This window comes from Burkholderia sp. lig30, from assembly GCF_000687455.2.
GTDB lineage: Bacteria > Pseudomonadota > Gammaproteobacteria > Burkholderiales > Burkholderiaceae > Burkholderia.
In genome coordinates this window covers 57,177-75,299 of record NZ_JGVW01000099.1, presented here as the reverse complement: position 1 = coordinate 75,299, position 18,123 = coordinate 57,177, and the positions used below count along the sequence as shown (strand labels likewise).

At 67.4% G+C, this 18,123-nt stretch carries 13 protein-coding genes and 1 riboswitch; of the genes, 11 read left to right on the top strand and 2 right to left on the bottom strand.

Annotated features, from left to right (window positions below):
• Window positions 1-126 precede the first annotated feature (126 nt).
• Window positions 127-846, bottom strand: a complete 720-nt coding sequence (locus tag LIG30_RS20490; RefSeq protein ID WP_038714939.1) for an OmpW/AlkL family protein — start codon at window positions 844-846, stop codon at window positions 127-129.
• 190 nt (window positions 847-1,036) lie between these two features.
• Here LIG30_RS20490 and LIG30_RS20485 point away from each other — a divergent pair, with 190 nt between their 5' ends.
• The 5 genes from LIG30_RS20485 (at window position 1,037) to thpR (ending at window position 10,629) form a co-directional block, all read left to right on the top strand.
• Window positions 1,037-1,750, top strand: coding sequence for a transposase (locus LIG30_RS20485; RefSeq protein WP_038714938.1), 714 nt, complete (start codon window positions 1,037-1,039; stop codon window positions 1,748-1,750).
• Window positions 1,751-2,042: 292 nt separating this feature from the next.
• Window positions 2,043-6,746 carry a glutamate synthase-related protein gene (locus tag LIG30_RS20480; RefSeq protein ID WP_038714936.1) on the top strand — a complete coding sequence of 1,568 codons (4,704 nt, stop codon included), beginning with the start codon at window positions 2,043-2,045 and terminating at the stop codon, window positions 6,744-6,746.
• A gap of 85 nt (window positions 6,747-6,831) precedes the next feature.
• Complete coding sequence (locus LIG30_RS20475; protein WP_038714934.1) at window positions 6,832-8,298, top strand: glutamate synthase subunit beta; 1,467 nt, start codon at window positions 6,832-6,834, stop codon at window positions 8,296-8,298.
• A 274-nt stretch (window positions 8,299-8,572) separates the two neighbouring features.
• Window positions 8,573-10,069, top strand: coding sequence for an alanine/glycine:cation symporter family protein (locus LIG30_RS20470; protein WP_038714932.1), 1,497 nt, complete (start codon window positions 8,573-8,575; stop codon window positions 10,067-10,069).
• On the top strand, window positions 10,066-10,629 hold the full coding sequence (gene thpR / locus LIG30_RS20465; RefSeq protein WP_038714930.1) for an RNA 2',3'-cyclic phosphodiesterase: 564 nt from the start codon (window positions 10,066-10,068) through the stop codon (window positions 10,627-10,629). Before LIG30_RS20470 ends, thpR begins: the two co-directional genes overlap by 4 nt.
• Window positions 10,630-10,734: 105 nt before the next feature.
• On the opposite strand, the gene LIG30_RS20460 is transcribed toward thpR, so the two are convergent.
• Window positions 10,735-12,504, bottom strand: a complete 1,770-nt coding sequence (locus tag LIG30_RS20460; RefSeq protein WP_038714929.1) for an ABC transporter ATP-binding protein/permease — start codon at window positions 12,502-12,504, stop codon at window positions 10,735-10,737.
• A gap of 273 nt (window positions 12,505-12,777) precedes the next feature.
• Window positions 12,778-12,895, top strand: a riboswitch (TPP riboswitch).
• A 214-nt stretch (window positions 12,896-13,109) separates the two neighbouring features.
• Here LIG30_RS20460 and LIG30_RS20455 point away from each other — a divergent pair.
• The 6 genes from LIG30_RS20455 (at window position 13,110) to mlaE (ending at window position 18,115) form a co-directional block, all read left to right on the top strand.
• A complete protein-coding gene (locus tag LIG30_RS20455) occupies window positions 13,110-14,246 on the top strand; it encodes an FAD-dependent oxidoreductase (RefSeq protein ID WP_038715012.1) in 1,137 nt (378 codons plus the stop codon).
• 33 nt (window positions 14,247-14,279) lie between these two features.
• On the top strand, window positions 14,280-14,477 hold the full coding sequence (gene thiS, locus LIG30_RS20450) for a sulfur carrier protein ThiS (RefSeq protein WP_038714928.1): 198 nt from the start codon (window positions 14,280-14,282) through the stop codon (window positions 14,475-14,477).
• Between the two features lie 36 nt (window positions 14,478-14,513).
• Window positions 14,514-15,329, top strand: coding sequence for a thiazole synthase (locus LIG30_RS20445; RefSeq protein WP_038714927.1), 816 nt, complete (start codon window positions 14,514-14,516; stop codon window positions 15,327-15,329).
• Window positions 15,326-16,435 (top strand): thiamine phosphate synthase, encoded by a 1,110-nt coding sequence (gene thiE, locus LIG30_RS25570; protein WP_083494106.1) that lies wholly within the window; start codon window positions 15,326-15,328, stop codon window positions 16,433-16,435. The genes LIG30_RS20445 and thiE overlap by 4 nt, the downstream gene beginning before the upstream one ends.
• A gap of 97 nt (window positions 16,436-16,532) precedes the next feature.
• The gene (locus LIG30_RS20435) at window positions 16,533-17,351 is read left to right on the top strand and encodes an ABC transporter ATP-binding protein (RefSeq protein WP_038714925.1); all 819 of its coding nucleotides are present in this window, start codon (window positions 16,533-16,535) and stop codon (window positions 17,349-17,351) included.
• Window positions 17,348-18,115, top strand: a complete 768-nt coding sequence (mlaE, locus tag LIG30_RS20430; protein WP_038714924.1) for a lipid asymmetry maintenance ABC transporter permease subunit MlaE — start codon at window positions 17,348-17,350, stop codon at window positions 18,113-18,115. The genes LIG30_RS20435 and mlaE overlap by 4 nt, the downstream gene beginning before the upstream one ends.
• The last annotated feature ends 8 nt before the right edge of the window (window positions 18,116-18,123 follow it).

The following is an 18,123-nucleotide window of genomic DNA, read 5'->3' as shown; positions in this document are numbered from 1 at the left end:
CGCGTAAAAAACGACGCCCCGTCAGGGTTGCTGCCGAGGCGCTTCACACTGCCGGGTCGGTTACGTCAGGAAAATTCCGCTACAAATTGCAGCGGGATTAACCATTCCCCAAATATTCGACTACGCTTAGAAGCGGTAGCCGACGTTGAGATAAGTGACGATCGGGTTGAGGTTGATCTTCGCTTTGGACGTTTCGGTCCCGGCGCGGGTTGCGGTCGTGAACGTCGCGGTGACGCTCACCGGCACGTACGAAAGCGACAGGCCGGCGAACCAGTGATTGGTGAAGTTGTACTGGAAGCCGGCGTTGAAGACGGGCGCCCACTGGTTGCTTGTCGTCGCGGTGGTCGGGCCGCCGAGTACGCCTTGCTCGAATGCCGTGTTCGTGATCTTCGCGCCGGTGAACCAGACGTACGTCGCGCCCAGGCCGAGATACGGACGGAACTTCGCGTTGGCGTCGTTGAAGAAGTACTTGAACACCAGCGCGGGGCTCCACTGGTTTGCGTGGCCGAGCACGCCGAAGCGATCGAACCGACCTTTGCCGGTGATGTCGAACCTGGGCGGCACGCCGGCAACCAGTTCGGCCGCGATGTGGTCGGTGATGAAATAGCCGCTCGCAAGCCCGAGCGTATCGGCGTCGTTGATGCCGGCGCCGGTGTTGGGAACCGATTGATTGATGGACAGATTGCCTCTGCCATAGACGAACAGCGGGTCGCTGCTGTCCTGGGGGGCAAAGTGGAACCAGCCCGTGCTGAAGTAGATGCTGCCTGCCGATTGTGCCTGGGCGGTGCCCGCCGCGAGTGCAAACGCGAGCGCGACGGCCCCCGTAATGGCCAGTTTTTGTTTCATCCTTGTCTCCTCCTGTGAAGGCGTGCTCATTATGACGACAGCGTTTAAGACCGAACAAGCGCGTAAGTTAGAGTTTTCTCCCTAGGATTCGCACGACCGTACGCTTTCCCCGCGCCGCGTCTGGGTTTGCCGCGGCGGCTCACCACCGGACCTTCGGGTATTTCCTAACGCGATCAAACGGACATTCAGCATGGCACGGTTAGCACGACTTTACGTTCCCGATCAGCCGCAGCACGTGATCCTGCGCGGCCTGGATCAGCAGCCCGCGTTCGTCGACGACCAAGACTACGAACTTTTCATCGATTGTCTGAAGGCCGCGGCGCGCGATCATCACCTCGCGATACATGCCTACGTGCTGTTGCCGCGCCAGGTGCAACTTCTCGTGACACCGAGCGACGAGGCCAGCCTGCCGAAAGCGATGCAGGCGGTCGGGCGGCGCTACGTAGCACACTTCAACCGGCGCTACTCGCGGCGCGGCACGTTGTGGGAGGGCCGCTATCGCGCGACCGTGATCGAAGGCGAGCGGTATTTCCTGCTCGCGAGCCGTGTGGTGGAACTGAGCCCGGTGCGCGCGCAACTCGCCGCGAGCGCCGACGCGTACCGCTGGTCGAGTTACCGTCACCACATCGGGCTGACGGTCGACAGCCTCATCACCGACCATCCGCTCTACTGGGCGCTCGGCAACACGCCGTTCGAGCGCCAGCGCGCATACAAGGAACAGTGCGAGCAGCCGCTCGACGAGCGGCTGGCCGACCAGTTGCAGCAGGCGACGCTGAAGGGCTGGGTGCTCGGTGGCGACACCTACCGCGAGTGGGCGGCGCGTGCCGCGAACCGGCGCGTGTCGCCGCTGCCGCGCGGCCGGCCTCGCAAGGTTCGCGAGAACACCCCGCCCGTGCAGCAGTAGGGGTCGTCTGGCGGGAAAAAGGAGCGGCGCCGCGCGCGCCGTTTCTTTTTGCACCACTATGATACGACCCCAATAAAGTTGCACCGTTTCAATGCATCGTGTTAATTGGGGTCATAGCAAGCGGTTTTTGTTGCTATTCCGTTGATTCGTCGCGTATATTCCGAATTCCGGTGGTTCCTGGCGCAGCCTGCCCAGCCCACTGTCGGCCGCGCCGAATCCTGCGGGAAGCGGGACCGGCGGCAACAAGAAACATGGATCAACGGCCGGAAGGCCTCTTTGAGACGGTGTCCCCATGACTGACCACCAGCAGCCGCACGCAGCGGTTCCCGCCGCGCAAGGTCTTTACGACCCGCAAAACGAGCACGACGCCTGCGGCGTCGGCTTCGTCGCTCACATCAAGGGCAAGAAGAGCCACGAGATCGTCGAACAGGGTCTGAAGATCCTCGAGAACCTCGACCACCGCGGTGCGGTCGGCGCCGATCCGCTGATGGGCGACGGCGCGGGCATCCTGATCCAGATCCCGGACGCGTTTTACCGCGAGGAAATGGCGAAGCAGGGCGTGACGCTGCCGCCCGCCGGCGAATACGGCGTGGGGATGATCTTCCTGCCGAAGGAGAACGCGTCGCGGATCGCGTGCGAACAGGAGCTGGAGCGCACCGTGAAGGCCGAGGGCCAGGTGGTGCTCGGCTGGCGCGACGTGCCGGTCGACCATGCGATGCCGATCTCGCCGGCCGTGAAGGCGAGCGAGCCGCTGATCCGCCAGATCTTCATCGGCCGCGGCAAGGACATCATGGTGACGGACGCGCTCGAGCGTAAGCTCTACGTGATCCGCAAGACCGCCAGCCACCGCATCCAGGCGCTCAAGCTCAAGCACGGCAAGGAATACTTCGTGCCGTCGATGTCGGCGCGCACGATCGTCTACAAGGGCCTGCTGCTCGCGGGCCAGGTCGGCGTCTACTACCGCGACCTGCAGGACGCGCGCGTCGTGTCGGCGCTCGCGCTCGTGCACCAGCGCTTCTCGACCAACACCTTCCCGGCGTGGGAACTGGCGCACCCGTACCGGATGATCGCCCACAACGGCGAAATCAACACGGTGAAGGGCAACGTCAACTGGCTGAACGCCCGCACCGGCGCGATCGCGAGCCACGTGCTCGGCGACGACCTGCCGAAGCTCTGGCCGCTGATCTACCCGGGCCAGTCGGATACGGCGTCGTTCGACAACTGTCTCGAACTGCTCGTGATGGCGGGCTACCCGCTCGTTCACGCGATGATGATGATGATCCCGGAAGCGTGGGAACAGCACACGCTGATGGACGAGAACCGCCGCGCGTTCTACGAATACCACGCCGCGATGATGGAGCCGTGGGACGGCCCCGCCGCGATCGCGTTCACCGACGGCCGCCAGATCGGCGCGACGCTCGACCGTAACGGCCTGCGTCCGGCACGCTACATCGTCACCGACGACGACCTGGTCATCATGGCGTCGGAAGCGGGCACGCTGACGATCCCCGAATCGAAGATCGTCAAGAAGTGGCGCCTGCAGCCGGGCAAGATGTTCCTGATCGACATGGAGCACGGCCGCATCATCGACGACAAGGAACTGAAGGACAACCTCGCGAACGCGAAGCCGTACAAGAGCTGGATCGACGCGGTCCGCATCAAGCTCGACGAGATCGAGCCGAAGGCGGAGGACGTCGCCGCGGGCCGCGCCGAGGGCGCGGCGCTGCTCGACCGCCAGCAGGCGTTCGGCTACACGCAGGAAGACCTGAAGTTCCTGATGGCGCCGATGGCGCAGCAGGGCGAGGAGGCGATCGGCTCGATGGGCAACGACTCGCCGCTCGCGGTGATGTCGAACAAGAACAAGACGCTCTATCACTACTTCAAGCAGTTGTTCGCGCAGGTCACGAACCCGCCGATCGACCCGATCCGCGAGAACATGGTGATGTCGCTCGTGTCGTTCATCGGCCCGAAGCCGAACCTGCTCGACACCAACAACATCAACCCGCCGATGCGTCTCGAAGTGTCGCAGCCGGTGCTCGACTTCAAGGACATCGCGAAGATCCGCGCGATCGATCAGTACACCGGCGGCAAGTTCAGCGCGTACGAGCTGAACATCTGCTACCCGGTCGCGTGGGGCAAGGAAGGCATCGAGGCGCGCCTCGCGTCGCTGTGCGCGGAAGTCGTCGACGCGGTGAAGTCCGGCTACAACATCCTGATCGTGTCGGACCGCAAGACCGACGCTGAGAACGTCGCGATTCCGGCGCTGCTCGCCACCTCGGCGATCCACACGCACCTCGTCCAGCAAGGGCTGCGCACGAGCACGGGCCTCGTCGTCGAGACGGGCTCCGCGCGCGAGACGCATCACTTCGCGCTGCTCGCCGGTTATGGCGCGGAAGCAGTCCATCCGTATCTCGCGATGGAAACGCTCGCGAAGATGGCAGAAGGCCTGCCGGGCGACCTGTCGCCCGAGAAGGCAGTGTACAACTTCACGAAGGCAGTCGGCAAGGGCCTGCAGAAGGTGATGTCGAAGATGGGCATCTCGACGTACATGTCGTACACGGGCGCGCAGATCTTCGAAGCGCTCGGCCTGTCGACGGATCTCGTCGGGAAGTACTTCAAGGGCACCGCGTCGAAGATCGGCGGCATCGGCCTGTTCGAAGTGGCCGAAGAAGCGATCCGCCTGCACCGCGACGCGTTCGGCGACAACCCGGTCCTCGCCGACATGCTCGACGCAGGCGGCGAATACGCGTATCGCGTGCGCGGCGAAGACCACATGTGGACGCCGGACACGATCGCGAAGCTGCAGCATTCGACCCGCAGCAACTCGTACCAGACGTACAAGGAATACGCGAACCTGATCAACGATCAGACCAAGCGCCACATGACGTTGCGCGGCCTGTTCGAATTCAAGGTCGCGCCGGCGAAGGCGATTTCGATCGACGACGTCGAACCGGCGAAGGAAATCGTCAAGCGCTTCGCGACGGGTGCGATGTCGCTCGGCTCGATCAGCACCGAAGCGCACGCGACGCTCGCGATCGCGATGAACCGGATCGGCGGCAAGTCGAACACCGGCGAAGGCGGCGAGGACGAGAACCGTTACCGCAACGAACTGCGCGGCATTCCGATCAAGGCGGGCGAGACGCTCAAGTCGGTGATCGGCGATGAAATCGTGCGCGACATCCCGCTGAAGGAAGGCGATTCGCTGCGCTCGAAGATCAAGCAGGTTGCATCGGGCCGCTTCGGCGTGACGGCGGAATACCTGGCGTCGGCCGACCAGATCCAGATCAAGATGGCGCAGGGCGCGAAGCCGGGCGAAGGCGGCCAGCTGCCGGGCCACAAGGTGTCCGAATACATCGGCAAGCTGCGTTACTCGGTGCCGGGCGTCGGCCTGATCTCGCCGCCGCCGCACCATGACATCTACTCGATCGAGGATCTCGCGCAGCTGATCCACGACCTGAAGAACGTCAACCCGAGCTCGAGCATCTCGGTGAAGCTTGTGTCGGAAGTGGGCGTCGGCACGGTCGCGGCTGGCGTCGCGAAGGCGAAGGCCGATCACGTCGTGATCGCGGGCCACGACGGCGGCACCGGCGCATCGCCGCTGTCGTCGGTCAAGCACGCGGGCACGCCGTGGGAACTGGGCCTCGCCGAGACGCAGCAGACCCTCGTGCTGAACCGCCTGCGCGGCCGCATCCGCGTGCAGGCCGACGGCCAGATGAAGACCGGCCGCGACGTCGTGATCGGCGCGCTGCTCGGCGCGGACGAATTCGGCTTCGCGACGGCGCCGCTCGTCGTCGAGGGCTGCATCATGATGCGCAAGTGCCACCTGAACACCTGCCCGGTCGGCGTCGCGACGCAGGACCCGACGCTGCGCGCGAAGTTCTCGGGCCAGCCGGAACACGTCGTCAACTTCTTCTTCTTCATCGCGGAAGAAGTGCGCGAGATCATGGCGCAGCTCGGCATCGCGAAGTTCGACGACCTGGTCGGTCGCGCCGACCTGCTCGACACTCGCAAGGGCATCGAGCACTGGAAGGCGAAGGGTCTCGACTTCTCGCGCGTGTTCTACCAGCCGGAAGACTGCGAGGACGTCGCCAGCCGTCACGTCGACGTGCAGGATCACGGCCTCGAGCGTGCGCTCGACCACACGCTGCTCGAGAAGGCGAAGGCTGCGATCGAGCGCGGCGAGCACGTGTCGTTCATCCAGCCGGTGCGCAACGTGAACCGCACGGTCGGCGCGATGCTGTCGGGCGTGATCGCGAAGAAGCACGGCCACGACGGCCTCGCTGACGATGCGATCCACATCCAGCTGAAGGGCACGGCGGGCCAGAGCTTCGGCGCGTTCCTCGCGAAGGGCGTGACGCTCGACCTCGTCGGCGACGGCAACGACTACGTCGGCAAGGGCCTGTCGGGCGGCCGGATCATCATCCGTCCGACCAACGACTTCCGCGGCAAGTCCGAGGAAAACATCATCTGCGGCAACACGGTGATGTACGGCGCGCTGGAAGGCGAGGCATTCTTCCGCGGCGTCGCGGGCGAGCGCTTCTGCGTGCGCAACTCGGGCGCGACGGCGGTCGTCGAGGGTACCGGCGACCACGGCTGCGAATACATGACGGGCGGCACGGTCGTCGTGCTCGGCGAGACGGGGCGCAACTTCGCGGCCGGCATGTCGGGCGGCGTGGCTTACGTGTACGACCCGGACGGCACGTTCGCGGCGAAATGCAATAAGTCGATGGTCACGCTCGATCCGGTGCTGCAGCAGGCCGAGCAGGAGCGCACGGTCGACCGCGCGCTTTGGCACTCGGGCGCGACGGACGAAGCGCTGCTCAAGGGGCTCGTCGAGCGTCACTTCCAGTTCACCGGTTCGCCGCGCGCGAAATCGCTGCTGGAAAACTGGGACGCATCGCGCCGCCAGTTCGTGAAGGTGTTCCCGCAGGAATACAAGCGCGCGCTGGGCGAACTCGGTGCGAAGAAGGCGGCGAAGGAAGTGCTCGCCGCCTGAACGACGAACGACATAGCGGCCGCGCGCGCCTGACGACAGGGCGCGCGGCTCCCCCACCCGATACACGGAATCAGAAGAGAACCTTATGGGCAAGGCAACCGGTTTTCTGGAGTTCGAACGCCGCCACGAGGCGTACGAAGCACCGCTCACGCGCGTGAAGCATTACAAGGAATTCGTCGCGGCGCTGACCGACGACGACGCGAAAGTCCAGGGCGCGCGCTGCATGGATTGCGGCATCCCGTTCTGCAACAACGGCTGCCCGGTCAACAACATCATCCCGGACTTCAACGACCTGGTGTATCGCCAGGACTGGCGTGCCGCGATCGACGTGCTGCACTCGACCAACAACTTCCCGGAGTTCACGGGCCGCATCTGCCCGGCGCCGTGCGAGGCCGCATGCACGCTCGGGATCAACGACGACCCGGTCGGCATCAAGTCGATCGAGCACGCGATCATCGACAAGGCATGGGCGGAAGGCTGGGTTGCGCCGAAGCCGGCCGCGCACAAGACGGGCAAGAAGGTCGCGGTCGTCGGCTCCGGCCCGGCGGGCCTCGCCGCCGCGCAGCAGCTTGCGCGCGCGGGCCACGACGTGACGGTGTTCGAGAAGAACGACCGGATCGGCGGCCTGCTGCGCTACGGCATCCCCGACTTCAAGCTCGAGAAGTGGCTGATCGACCGCCGCATGCGCCAGATGGAAGCGGAAGGCGTGACGTTCCGCTCCAGCGTGTTCATCGGCAAGGATCCGCTGCCGGAGTCGATCGGCAACATGGCGAAGGAAACCATCTCGCCCGATACGCTGAAGGATGAATTCGACGCGGTCGTGGTCGCGGGCGGTTCGGAAACTCCGCGCGATCTGCCGGTGCCGGGCCGCGAGCTGGCGGGCATTCATTTCGCGATGGACTTCCTGCCGCAGCAGAACAAGGTCAACGCCGGCGACAAGCTCTCCGACCAGCTGCTCGCGAAGGGCAAGCACGTCGTCGTGATCGGCGGCGGCGACACCGGTTCGGACTGCGTGGGCACGTCGAACCGTCACGGCGCGAAGCACGTGACGCAGTTCGAGCTGCTGCCGCTGCCGCCGGAAGAGGAAAACAAGTCGCTCGTGTGGCCGTACTGGCCGATCAAGCTGCGCACGTCGTCGTCGCACGAGGAAGGCTGCGATCGTGACTGGTCGGTCGCGACGAAGCGTTTCGAAGGCAAGAACGGCAAGGTCGAGAAGCTGGTCGCGGTGCGCGTCGAGTGGAAGGACGGCAAGATGCAGGAAGTGCCGGGCTCGGAGTTCGAGATCAAGGCCGATCTCGTGCTGCTCGCGATGGGCTTCACGCAGCCGGTCGCGCCGGTGCTCGAGGCGTTCGGCGTCGACAAGGATGCGCGCGGCAACGTGCGTGCGGCGACGGAAGGCGATCGCGCGTACTACACGTCGGTCGACAAGGTGTTCGCGGCAGGCGACATGCGCCGCGGCCAGTCGCTCGTCGTCTGGGCGATTCGCGAAGGCCGCCAGTGCGCGCGTTCGGTGGATGCGTTCCTGATGGGGCATTCCGAACTGCCGCGCTGAGCATTGCGTGATAACGCCATGAAAACCGGGCGTCCGAGAGGGCGCCCGGTTTTTTTATGGGCGGTTGCCGCGTAATGACGGCGGGGCTGCCGCCGTAAAAATTTCCCGATCCGCATGCGTCGCCTAATCTGAACTGAAGCAGTCCGTCGATTCTTCCCTTTGTCTTAAATTTCTTTCTATTTTGTAAGAATTGTCGTCGGCTGCCATATCATGTCCATCCTCAGGCAGCGCTGTACTGCCGAGATCGACTGACCCTGCTCGACAAGGAGATCGGATGGACGCACTCATACATGGGCTGATCGACGCCGTTAACGGCGTGTTGTGGAATTATGTGCTGATCGCGCTTCTGCTCGGCGTGGGCGTGTGGTTCACGCTGCGCTTCAGGATGATCCAGCTGAGGGCGCTGCTGCTCAGCATGAAACTCGTCGGCAGCAAGGGCGAGCCGGGCGGCATCTCGTCGTTCCAGGCGTTCGCGACCGGGCTCGCGAGCCGCGTCGGCACCGGCAATATCGCCGGCGTCGCGGTCGCGCTGACCGTCGGCGGGCCGGGCGCGATCTTCTGGATGTGGATGACCGCGCTGGTCGGCATGTCGTCGGCGTTCGTCGAAGCGACGCTCGCGCAGATCTTCAAGGTTTCGCATCATGACGGCACCTATCGCGGCGGGCCCGCGTACTACATCCAGACGGGCCTGCGTTCGCGCGGCTTCGGCGTGCTGTTCTCGCTGTCGCTGATCCTCGCGTTCGGCTTCGTGTTCAACGCGGTGCAGGCCAATGCGATCGCCGAGGCGTTCAACCAGTCGTTCGGGTGGAGCCGCGCGGCCGTCGGCGTCGGTCTCGTGTTGCTGACCGCGCCGATCATCTTCGGCGGCATCCGCCGGATCGCGAGCGTCGCGCAGGTGATCGTGCCGCTGATGGCGATCGGCTATCTTGCGCTGGCCGTCTACGCGGTGGCGACGCACATCGCGATGGTGCCGGACATGATCGTGCTGATCGTGAAAAGCGCGTTCGGTCTCGAACAGGCCGCCGGTGGCCTGACGGGCTATGCGGTGAGCCAGGCGGTCGCGATCGGCGTGAAGCGCGGGCTGTTCTCGAACGAGGCCGGCATGGGCAGCGCGCCGAATGCGGCCGCCACCGCCAGCACCCGCCATCCGGTCACGCAGGGGCTGATCCAGATGCTCGGCGTGTTCGTCGACACGATCGTGATCTGCAGCGCAACGGCGTTCGTGATCCTGCTGTCCGGTGACTATGCGATCGGCGCCGGAATGGAGGGCGCAGCGCTCACGCAGCGCGCGATTTCGAGCCACGTCGGCGACTGGGGCGGCATCTACATGGCGGTCGCGATCTTCTTCCTCGCGTTTTCGTCGGTGATCGGCAACTACGCGTATGCGGAAGGCAACGTCGAATTCATCACGAAGTGGCGCGGCGTGCTGCCGCTGTTCCGGGTCGCGGTGCTCGGCATGGTGATGTTCGGCAGCGTCGGGCAACTGCCGCTCGTCTGGGCGATGGCCGACACGAGCATGGGCCTGATGGCGATCATCAACCTGATCGCGATCCTCGCGCTCGGCAAGTACGCACACGCCGCGTGGCGCGATTACCGGCGCCAGCGCGCCGAAGGCGTTGCCGATCCGGTGTTTACGCGTCACACGATTCCCGAGCTGACGCGCGTGCTGCCGGCCGACGTGTGGGGCGAGCACGGCCCGCTGCCGCAGCGCGCGGCGGCGGCCGCCTCCGACGCCGAGGCGGCATCCGGCGTGGCGGTGCGCCGATCATGAACGGCGACCGGCTGCGTACGTTCGTCGCGCTGATGCCCGATGCGGCGTCGCGCGACGCGCTGCACGCATTGCCGGTCACGCGCGGCGCACGGCGCACGCCGGTCGAGCAGTTGCACGTGACGCTCGCGTTTCTCGGTGCGATCGAGCGCGACAAGTGTGATGCGCTCGCCGCACGGCTGCCCGCGCTGGCGGCGGCGTGCGCGCTGCCGCTGCAGCCTGTCGACCGGCTCGCGTGGTGGCCGAGCATGCCGCGCGCGCGGCTGGTTGTCGCGGAACTGGCCGTCGAGCCGGCCGTGGCGGCGTTGAACGATGCGCTTTGCGCGGCGCTGCTGGAGATCGGCCTGCCGGTCGACCGCCGGCCGTTCCGGCCGCACGTCACGCTTGCGCGGCTGCCGCGCGAGGCGGTCGGTCATCCGGCGCACGACGGCACGTTGCGCCGCCCGCCGATGCTGCGCTGGGAGGCGCTGACACTGTTCGAGAGCCTGCTGTCGCACAAGGGGGCGTTGCACCGCCCGATCGTGTCGGCGCCGATCGCGCTGCCGGACGTACCGGCGCAATAGGCTGGCTGGCGTTGCCGTCCGTGCGTGACCGGGAACGGCCAGAGGGCGGGGCGCCCCTGTCCGGGCCGGCGTGCGCGGCCAGTGCCGCGTGCGCCGGCCTTTCGCTTACGCGGCGACCTTGTCGCTGTCGCTCACGCGCCGCACGTCGATCGTGTCGCCGTGGAACGCCTCGAGTGATTCGCGGTGCGCGATGCTGACGATCGCGGCCTTCGGCAGCCGCTCGTTGAACAGGTGATAGAGGCGCGCCTCGTTGTCCGGGTCGAGCGCGCTCGTCGCTTCGTCGAGGAACAGGAAATCGGGCTTGTGCAACAGCACGCGCGCGCCCGCGAGGCGCTGCTGCTCGCCCGGCGACAGGATGCGGGTCCAGTGGCCCGTCTCGTCGAGCCGGCCGGCATAGCCTTCGAGGTGGCACGCGCGCAGCGCTTCGCGGCACGCGTCGTCGCTGAACGCGTCGGCCGCCGCCGGATAGGTGAGCGCCGCCTTCAGCGTGCCGATCGGCAGATAGCTCGTCTGCGGCACGAACATCATGTGCGCGCCGACGGGCGCGTCGATCGCGCCGTCGCCGAACGGCCAGAGGCCGGCCAGCGCGCGCATGAAGGTGCTCTTGCCGGAGCCGGACTTGCCGCGCACGAGCCAGCGCGAACCGGGCTCGATCGTCACGGTGCCGATGTCCGCGAGCGCGTCGCCGTTCGGCAGCGCGAGCTTCAGCGACGACGTCGACAGGCGCTCGGCATCGACGTAATGCAGGTTGATGCCGCCGTGCTCGGTGGCCGGCGACACGCTTTCCTTCAGGTGCGACGCGCGCATCACGCGTTTGAATTCGCGCAGACGGTTCACGGTCGCGCGCCATTCGACGAGGGTGCTGTAGCTGTTGATGAACCACGAGAACGAATCGCTGACGGTGCCGAACGCCGACGAGATCTGCATCAGCACGCCGAACGAGAACGCGCCCGCGAAGTAGCGCGGCGCGGCGACGACGAGCGGGAAGATGATTGCGATCTGGCCGTAGAAGCTCAGCACGAACGTGAGCCGCTTCGTGTACTTCATCACGCGCCACCAGTTGTCGCGGATGCGCACGAACAGGCTCTGCGCGTTGCGGTTCTCGGTGGCCTCACCGTCGTAGAACGCGATCTGCTCGGCGTTCTCGCGCACGCGGATCAGGCCGAAGCGGAAATCCGCCTCGACGCGCTGCTGCTGGTAGTTGATCGACACGAGCGGATGGCCGACCTTCTGGATCACGAGCGAGCCGCCCACCGCATACAGCGCTGCGGCCCACACCATGTAGCCGGGGATCTCGATCGGCGTGCCGCCGAGCGAAAACGCCAGCGCGCCGGCGAGCGACCAGAGGATCGTGATGAACGACACCAGCGTGACGACCGTCGACAGCAGGTCGAGCGACAGCGCGAGCGTCGTCGTCGCGAACGACTGCAGGTCGTCGGTGATCCGCTGGTCGGGGTTGTCGGCGAGCCGGTCGCGCTCGATCCGGTAGAACGCGCGGTCGCCGAGCCATTCGCCGAGGAAGCGCTCGGTGAGCCATTGCCGCCAGCGAAAGCCGAGCAGCTGGCGCAGATAGCGGCCGTACACCGCGAGGATGATGAACGCGAACGCGAGCGCGCTGAACTGCATCAGCAGGTTCGGGAAGTCGTGGACGTCCTTCGATTGCAGTGCGTTGTAGAACTCCGCGTTCCACTTGTTCAGCCGCACGTTGATCCACACGACGCACAGGTTGATCGCGATGATCGTGACGAGCAGCGCCCACGCGACTTTCCATTCGGACGAGACCCAGTAGGGCTTGATGAGGCGCCACGCGGACACCGGGCGCTCGTCCTGCGGCGCGTCGGAGTCGGAGTGGACATTGAGGATCGGTTGGGTCATGAGCTTCCTGATGAGTGGCCGGCGCGAACGCCGGGCGTTTCGGGCGCTGCGCCGCCGCGCGGCGCGCCAGAAAAGCGTGCCGCATGACGGCGTGTGTGCCTGATCGTGGCACACGCGTCTTGAACGACACTTGATGCCCGGTGCGACGGGCCGCCGGCGCGCGACGGCGCGAGCGGGCCTGCGGGCATTGTGCCAGAGCCGCAGCCGGTGCTCGGCGAATTTGCCGCAGGCGCGGCGTTTGCGGCCGTTTCCGCTTTTATGGTCTAATGGCCATCGACGAAACAGGGGTGCTTCGCATACGGCCGGCAGATGGTCCGGGCGGCGAGGCTGAGAGAGACCCTTCGCACCCGATCCGGGTAATACCGGCGCGGGAAGTTTCCGATCCCGCCGGGCCGCGCTGGCCACTTTCCCATTGCCAGCGCCGCGTCCCGCCCGGCCGGCCTTTGCTGCCGGTTTCGTCCTTTTGGGTACGCGCGCCGCGCGTTACGGAAGGATTCGATGACCGTTCATTCTTCAGTCTTTTGTCTTGTTTCGCGCGAGCTCGCGCGGCGACGCGCATGCGCGTCGGTCGCTTGCGTGCGCGCGTGTCGCGTGGAGATCTCCCGATGAGCATTCAGGATTCCCGGCCCGATTTCGCGGTGCTGGGCGGCGGCCTCGTCGGCCGCCTGATCGCGTGGCGGCTCGCGGGCGACGGCCATCGCGTCGCGTTGTACGAGCGCGGCGACGCCGACGGCTCGGGCGCGGCTGCGTGGGTCGCGGCCGCGATGCTTGCGCCGCTCGCCGAGGCGGCGAGCGCGGAACTGATGATTACCGAGCTGGGCGTCGCATCGCTCGCGCTGTGGCCGCAGTGGCTCGCCGAGCTGCCGGAGCCGGTGTTCTTCCAGCACAACGGCACGCTCGTCGTCTGGCACCACGCCGACCGCGCCGAGGCGCCGCTGTTCGAGCGTCGCGTGCGCGCGAACGCGCCCGCGCCGCTGTTCGACGGCGGCTTCGTCTCGCTGGCCGGCGCCCAGGTCGATGCCGCCGAGCCCGCGCTCGCGGGCCGCTTCGCGCGCGGCCTGCTGCTGCCGGGCGAGGGCCAGCTCGACAACCGCCAGACGCTGCGCGCGCTGGCGGCGGGCCTCGCCGAGCGCGGCGTCGACGCGCACTGGAACGTGGCGGTCGACGCGGGCAACCTGCCCGACGCGCGCTTCACGATCGATTGCAGAGGGCTCGGCGCGAAACCGGTGCTGCCGGCGCTGCGCGGCATTCGCGGCGAGGTCGCGCGCGTGCACGCGCCCGGCATCGGGCTGTCGCGGCCGGTGCGGCTGCTGCATCCGCGCTATCCGCTGTACATCGCGCCGAAGCAGGACGATCTGTACGTGATCGGCGCGACCGAGGTGGAGGGCGAGGACATGTCGCCCGTCAGCGTGCGCTCCGCGCTCGAACTGCTGAGTGCCGCGTTCTCCGTGCATCCGGCGTTCGGCGAGGCGCGCATCCTCGAGCTGAATTCGCAGTGCCGGCCGACGCTGCCCGATCACCGGCCCGCGGTCATCTGGAACGGCGCGTCGACGCTCGTCGTCAACGGCCTGTACCGGCACGGCTTCATGATCGCCCCGGAGGTCGCGCGCACGGCGGCGGCATTGGCCGGCGCGGCGCTGAGCGGCGCACTGCGCGATGCGGACGCGTTCGCCGCGTGGCGCGGCGAGACGCGCTGGCCGGATCTTCTCCATTACCGCGACGACGCGCGCCAGCCTGCCTGACGCGCTTCGCGCCCCGATTTCGACGAAGCATTCATGGACATCCAGATCAATCAACAGCCCCTGACGCTGCCCGACGGCGCGACGGTCGCGGACGCGCTCGCCGCGTACGGCGCCCGCCCGCCGTACGCGGTCGCGCTGAACGGCACCTTCGTCGCACGCGCGCAGCATGCCGCGCGCGCGCTCGCGGCAGGCGACAAGCTCGACGTGGTGCATCCCGTCGCGGGCGGCTGAGCGCCGGCCGTTCCCGTTCATTCCAGGAAACCCGAGATGACGTCCCTTACTTCCGCCGACGCGCTGACGCTGTACGGTGAAACCTTCGCGAGCCGCGTGCTGCTCGGCACGTCGCGCTATCCGTCGCTGCAGTCGCTTTCCGATTCGATCGCCGCGGCGCGCCCCGGCATGGTCACGGTCGCGCTGCGCCGCCAGATGAGCGCCGGCACCGCCGAGGCCGGCTTCTTCGATCTGCTCAAGCGCCACGCAGTGCCGCTCCTGCCGAACACGGCCGGCTGCCAGACGGTCGCCGAGGCGGTGATGACCGCGCACATGGCGCGCGAGGTGTTCGAGACCGACTGGATCAAGCTCGAACTGATCGGCGACGATTACACGCTGCAGCCCGACCCGATCGGGCTGATCGAGGCGGCCGCGCAGCTCGTCAAGGACGGCTTCAAGGTGCTGCCGTACTGCACCGAGGATCTCGTGATCGGCCGGCGCCTGCTCGACGCCGGCTGCGAGGCGCTGATGCCGTGGGGCGCGCCGATCGGCACCGGCAAGGGCGTCGTCAATCCGTACGGCCTGCGCGTGCTGCGCGAGCGCCTGCCCGACGTGCCGCTGATCGTCGATGCGGGCCTTGGCGTGCCGTCGCATGCGTGCCAGGTGATGGAGTGGGGCTTCGACGGCGTGCTGCTGAACACCGCGGTGTCGCAGGCGACCCATCCGGAGATCATGGCGCGCGCGTTCGCGCAGGGCGTCGAGGCCGGCCGCGCCGCGTACCTGGCGGGGCCGATGGACGCGCGCGAGACCGCGCACGCGAGCACGCCCGTCGTCGGCATGCCGTTCTGGCACCAGGACGGGGGCGGCGCGTGAGCGCGCCCTTTGCCGACGTGTTCTGGCCGCCCGCCGACGAGCTGGCGGAGGCCGCCGAACGGATTCGCGCGCGGCTGGGCGACTGGCCGCGCGGCGCTGCGCGGTCGCGGTTGTGCCTCGCGCACCCCGACGCACCCGCCGGCGGCGACGTACTGGTCGTCTCCGAGGGGGATCACGCGGCGCGCGCGCTGGCGTCGGCTGCGTCGATGCCGGCCGCGCCCGGCATCGACGTGATCGAATTCGGCGAGCGCCGCGTGGTGTTGCACCGCGCCGGCCAGCGGCATGCGCTGGATGCCGGCGCGCCGCTCGCGGACGACTGGATGCCCGCGCTGGCCGCGTTCCTCGACTGCGGTTTCGCGCTGCCCGATGCGCTCGTGCTCGCGCTCGCGTGGCGCGACGGCGACGAAGCGTGCGAGGGCGACGCGTGGCCGGTCGACGCCACGCGCTTTCCGCGCATCGCGGATCTGCCGCCTGCGCCGGAACCGGCGTTTCCGCCGTGCCCTGCGCGGCTTGGGCTGTATCCGGTCGTGCCGAGCGCGGAGTGGGTCGAGCGGGTGCTCGACTGCGGCGTGCGCACCGTGCAGCTCCGGATCAAGGAGGCGGCACCGGACGCGCTGCGCGCTGAAGTCGCGCGCGCGGTCGCGGCGGGTCGCCGCTACCCGGATGCGCGCGTGTTCATCAACGATCACTGGCAGATCGCCGCGGATGCCGGCGCGTACGGCGTGCATCTGGGGCAGGAAGACCTCGATACGGCCGATCTTGCTGCAATCGCGCGCGCCGGGCTGCGGCTCGGGCTGTCGAGCCATGGCTATCATGAGATGCTGCGCGCGCTGCACGTGCGGCCGAGCTATCTGGCGCTCGGGCCGGTGTTCGCGACCGCGACCAAGTCGGTCGCCGCGCCGCCGCAGGGGCTCGCGCGGATCGCCCGCTATGCGCGCTTCGCCGGGCCGCAGGTGCCGCTCGTCGCGATCGGCGGGATCGGCGCGGACACGCTGCCCGCGGTACTCGCCATCGGCGTCGGCAGCGTCGCGGTGGTCAGCGCCGTCACCGGCGCGGCGGATTTTCGTGCGGCGCTTATTGCGCTGCAGCAATCGTTCCGCGGATAATTTGACCTTCTCTGACCGGACGGCCTCCGGGGCTCGCGACATCATTTACGTGCAGGCCCTATAATTCGGCGTTCTGCGTAAAAGGATTGTCAGCTCCGTGAGCTCCCCCTCCGAGACTCTGCTAGAACTGCGCGACGTCGATTTCGGCTACGGCGAGCGCCTCGTCCTGTCGAACCTGAACATGCGTTTTTCGCGTGGGCAGGTGGTGGCGGTGATGGGCGGCTCGGGTTGCGGCAAGACCACCGTGCTGCGCCTGATCGGCGGGCTGGTGCGCGCGCGCCGTGGCCAGGTGCTGTTCGACGGCGCCGACGTCGGCGCGCAGACCCGCGACGGCCTGTACGCGCTGCGCCGCAAGATGGGCATGCTGTTCCAGTTCGGCGCGCTGTTCACCGACATGTCGGTGTTCGAGAACGTGGCCTTCGCGCTGCGCGAGCACACCGACCTGCCCGAGGACCTGATCCGCGACCTGGTGCTGATGAAGCTCAACGCGGTCGGGCTGCGCGGCGCGCGCGACCTGATGCCGTCGGAGGTGTCGGGCGGCATGGCGCGCCGCATCGCGCTCGCACGGGCGATCGCGCTCGATCCGCAGCTGATCATGTACGACGAGCCGTTCGCCGGCCTCGACCCGATCTCGCTCGGCATCACCGCGAACCTGATCCGCACGCTGAACGAGGCGCTCGGCGCGACGTCGATCCTCGTCACGCACGACGTGCCGGAATCGTTCGCGATCGCGGATTACGTCTACTTCCTGTCCAACGGCGGCGTGGTCGCGCAGGGCACCCCTGACGAGCTGCGCGCGTCGACTGATCCGAGCGTGCGGCAGTTCATCGACGGCGCACCGGACGGCCCGTTCAAATTTCACTATACGAGCCCGCCGCTCGCGGCGGATTTCGGGCTCGGCGGAGGGCGCGCATGATCAGCGGGATCGGACGTCTCGTCAACGGCGGTCTCGTGCGCGTGGGCTACGGCGCGCGCATGTTCGTGCGCCTCGTGCTGGAATTCTTCCCGCTGCTGCGCCGGCCGCGCCTCGTCACGAAACAGATCCACTTCCTCGGCAATTATTCGTTCGTGATCATTGCCGTGTCGGGCCTGTTCGTCGGCTTCGTGCTCGGCCTGCAGGGCTATTACACGCTGAACCGCTACGGCTCGGAGCAGGCGCTCGGCCTGCTCGTCGCGCTGTCGCTCGTGCGCGAGCTCGGGCCTGTCGTGACGGCGCTGCTGTTCGCCGGCCGCGCAGGCACCTCGCTCACCGCCGAGATCGGCCTGATGAAGGCGGGCGAGCAGCTCACCGCGCTCGAGATGATGGCGGTCGATCCGCTCAAGACGGTCGTCGCGCCGCGTATGTGGGCGGGGATCATCGCGATGCCGCTGCTCACGGCGATCTTCAACGCCGTCGGCGTGCTCGGCGGCTACTTCGTCGGCGTGGTGCTGATCGGCGTCGATCCGGGCGCGTTCTGGTCGCAGATGCAGGGCGGCGTGGAGGTCTGGGCCGACGTCGGCAACGGTGTGCTGAAGAGCATCGTGTTCGGCTTCGCCGTGACCTTCATTGCGCTGTTTCAAGGGTACGAGGCGAAGCCCACGCCTGAGGGCGTGTCGCGCGCGACGACCAAGACGGTCGTGTACGCGTCGCTCGCCGTGCTCGGCCTCGACTTTTTGCTGACCGCGCTGATGTTCAGCTAAGCCTTTTT

Excerpts from the sequence above, each read along its gene's own strand:
- LIG30_RS20490 (WP_038714939.1), bottom strand. The coding sequence starts at position 846 with ATGAAACAAAAACTGGCCATTACGGGGGCCGTCGCGCTCGCGTTTGCA.
- LIG30_RS20485 (WP_038714938.1), top strand. The coding sequence starts at position 1,037 with ATGGCACGGTTAGCACGACTTTACGTTCCCGATCAGCCGCAGCACGTG.
- LIG30_RS20480 (WP_038714936.1), top strand. The coding sequence starts at position 2,043 with ATGACTGACCACCAGCAGCCGCACGCAGCGGTTCCCGCCGCGCAAGGT.
- LIG30_RS20475 (WP_038714934.1), top strand. The coding sequence starts at position 6,832 with ATGGGCAAGGCAACCGGTTTTCTGGAGTTCGAACGCCGCCACGAGGCG.
- LIG30_RS20470 (WP_038714932.1), top strand. The coding sequence starts at position 8,573 with ATGGACGCACTCATACATGGGCTGATCGACGCCGTTAACGGCGTGTTG.
- thpR (WP_038714930.1), top strand. The coding sequence starts at position 10,066 with ATGAACGGCGACCGGCTGCGTACGTTCGTCGCGCTGATGCCCGATGCG.
- LIG30_RS20460 (WP_038714929.1), bottom strand. The coding sequence starts at position 12,504 with ATGACCCAACCGATCCTCAATGTCCACTCCGACTCCGACGCGCCGCAG.
- LIG30_RS20455 (WP_038715012.1), top strand. The coding sequence starts at position 13,110 with ATGAGCATTCAGGATTCCCGGCCCGATTTCGCGGTGCTGGGCGGCGGC.
- thiS (WP_038714928.1), top strand. The coding sequence starts at position 14,280 with ATGGACATCCAGATCAATCAACAGCCCCTGACGCTGCCCGACGGCGCG.
- LIG30_RS20445 (WP_038714927.1), top strand. The coding sequence starts at position 14,514 with ATGACGTCCCTTACTTCCGCCGACGCGCTGACGCTGTACGGTGAAACC.
- mlaE (WP_038714924.1), top strand. The coding sequence starts at position 17,348 with ATGATCAGCGGGATCGGACGTCTCGTCAACGGCGGTCTCGTGCGCGTG.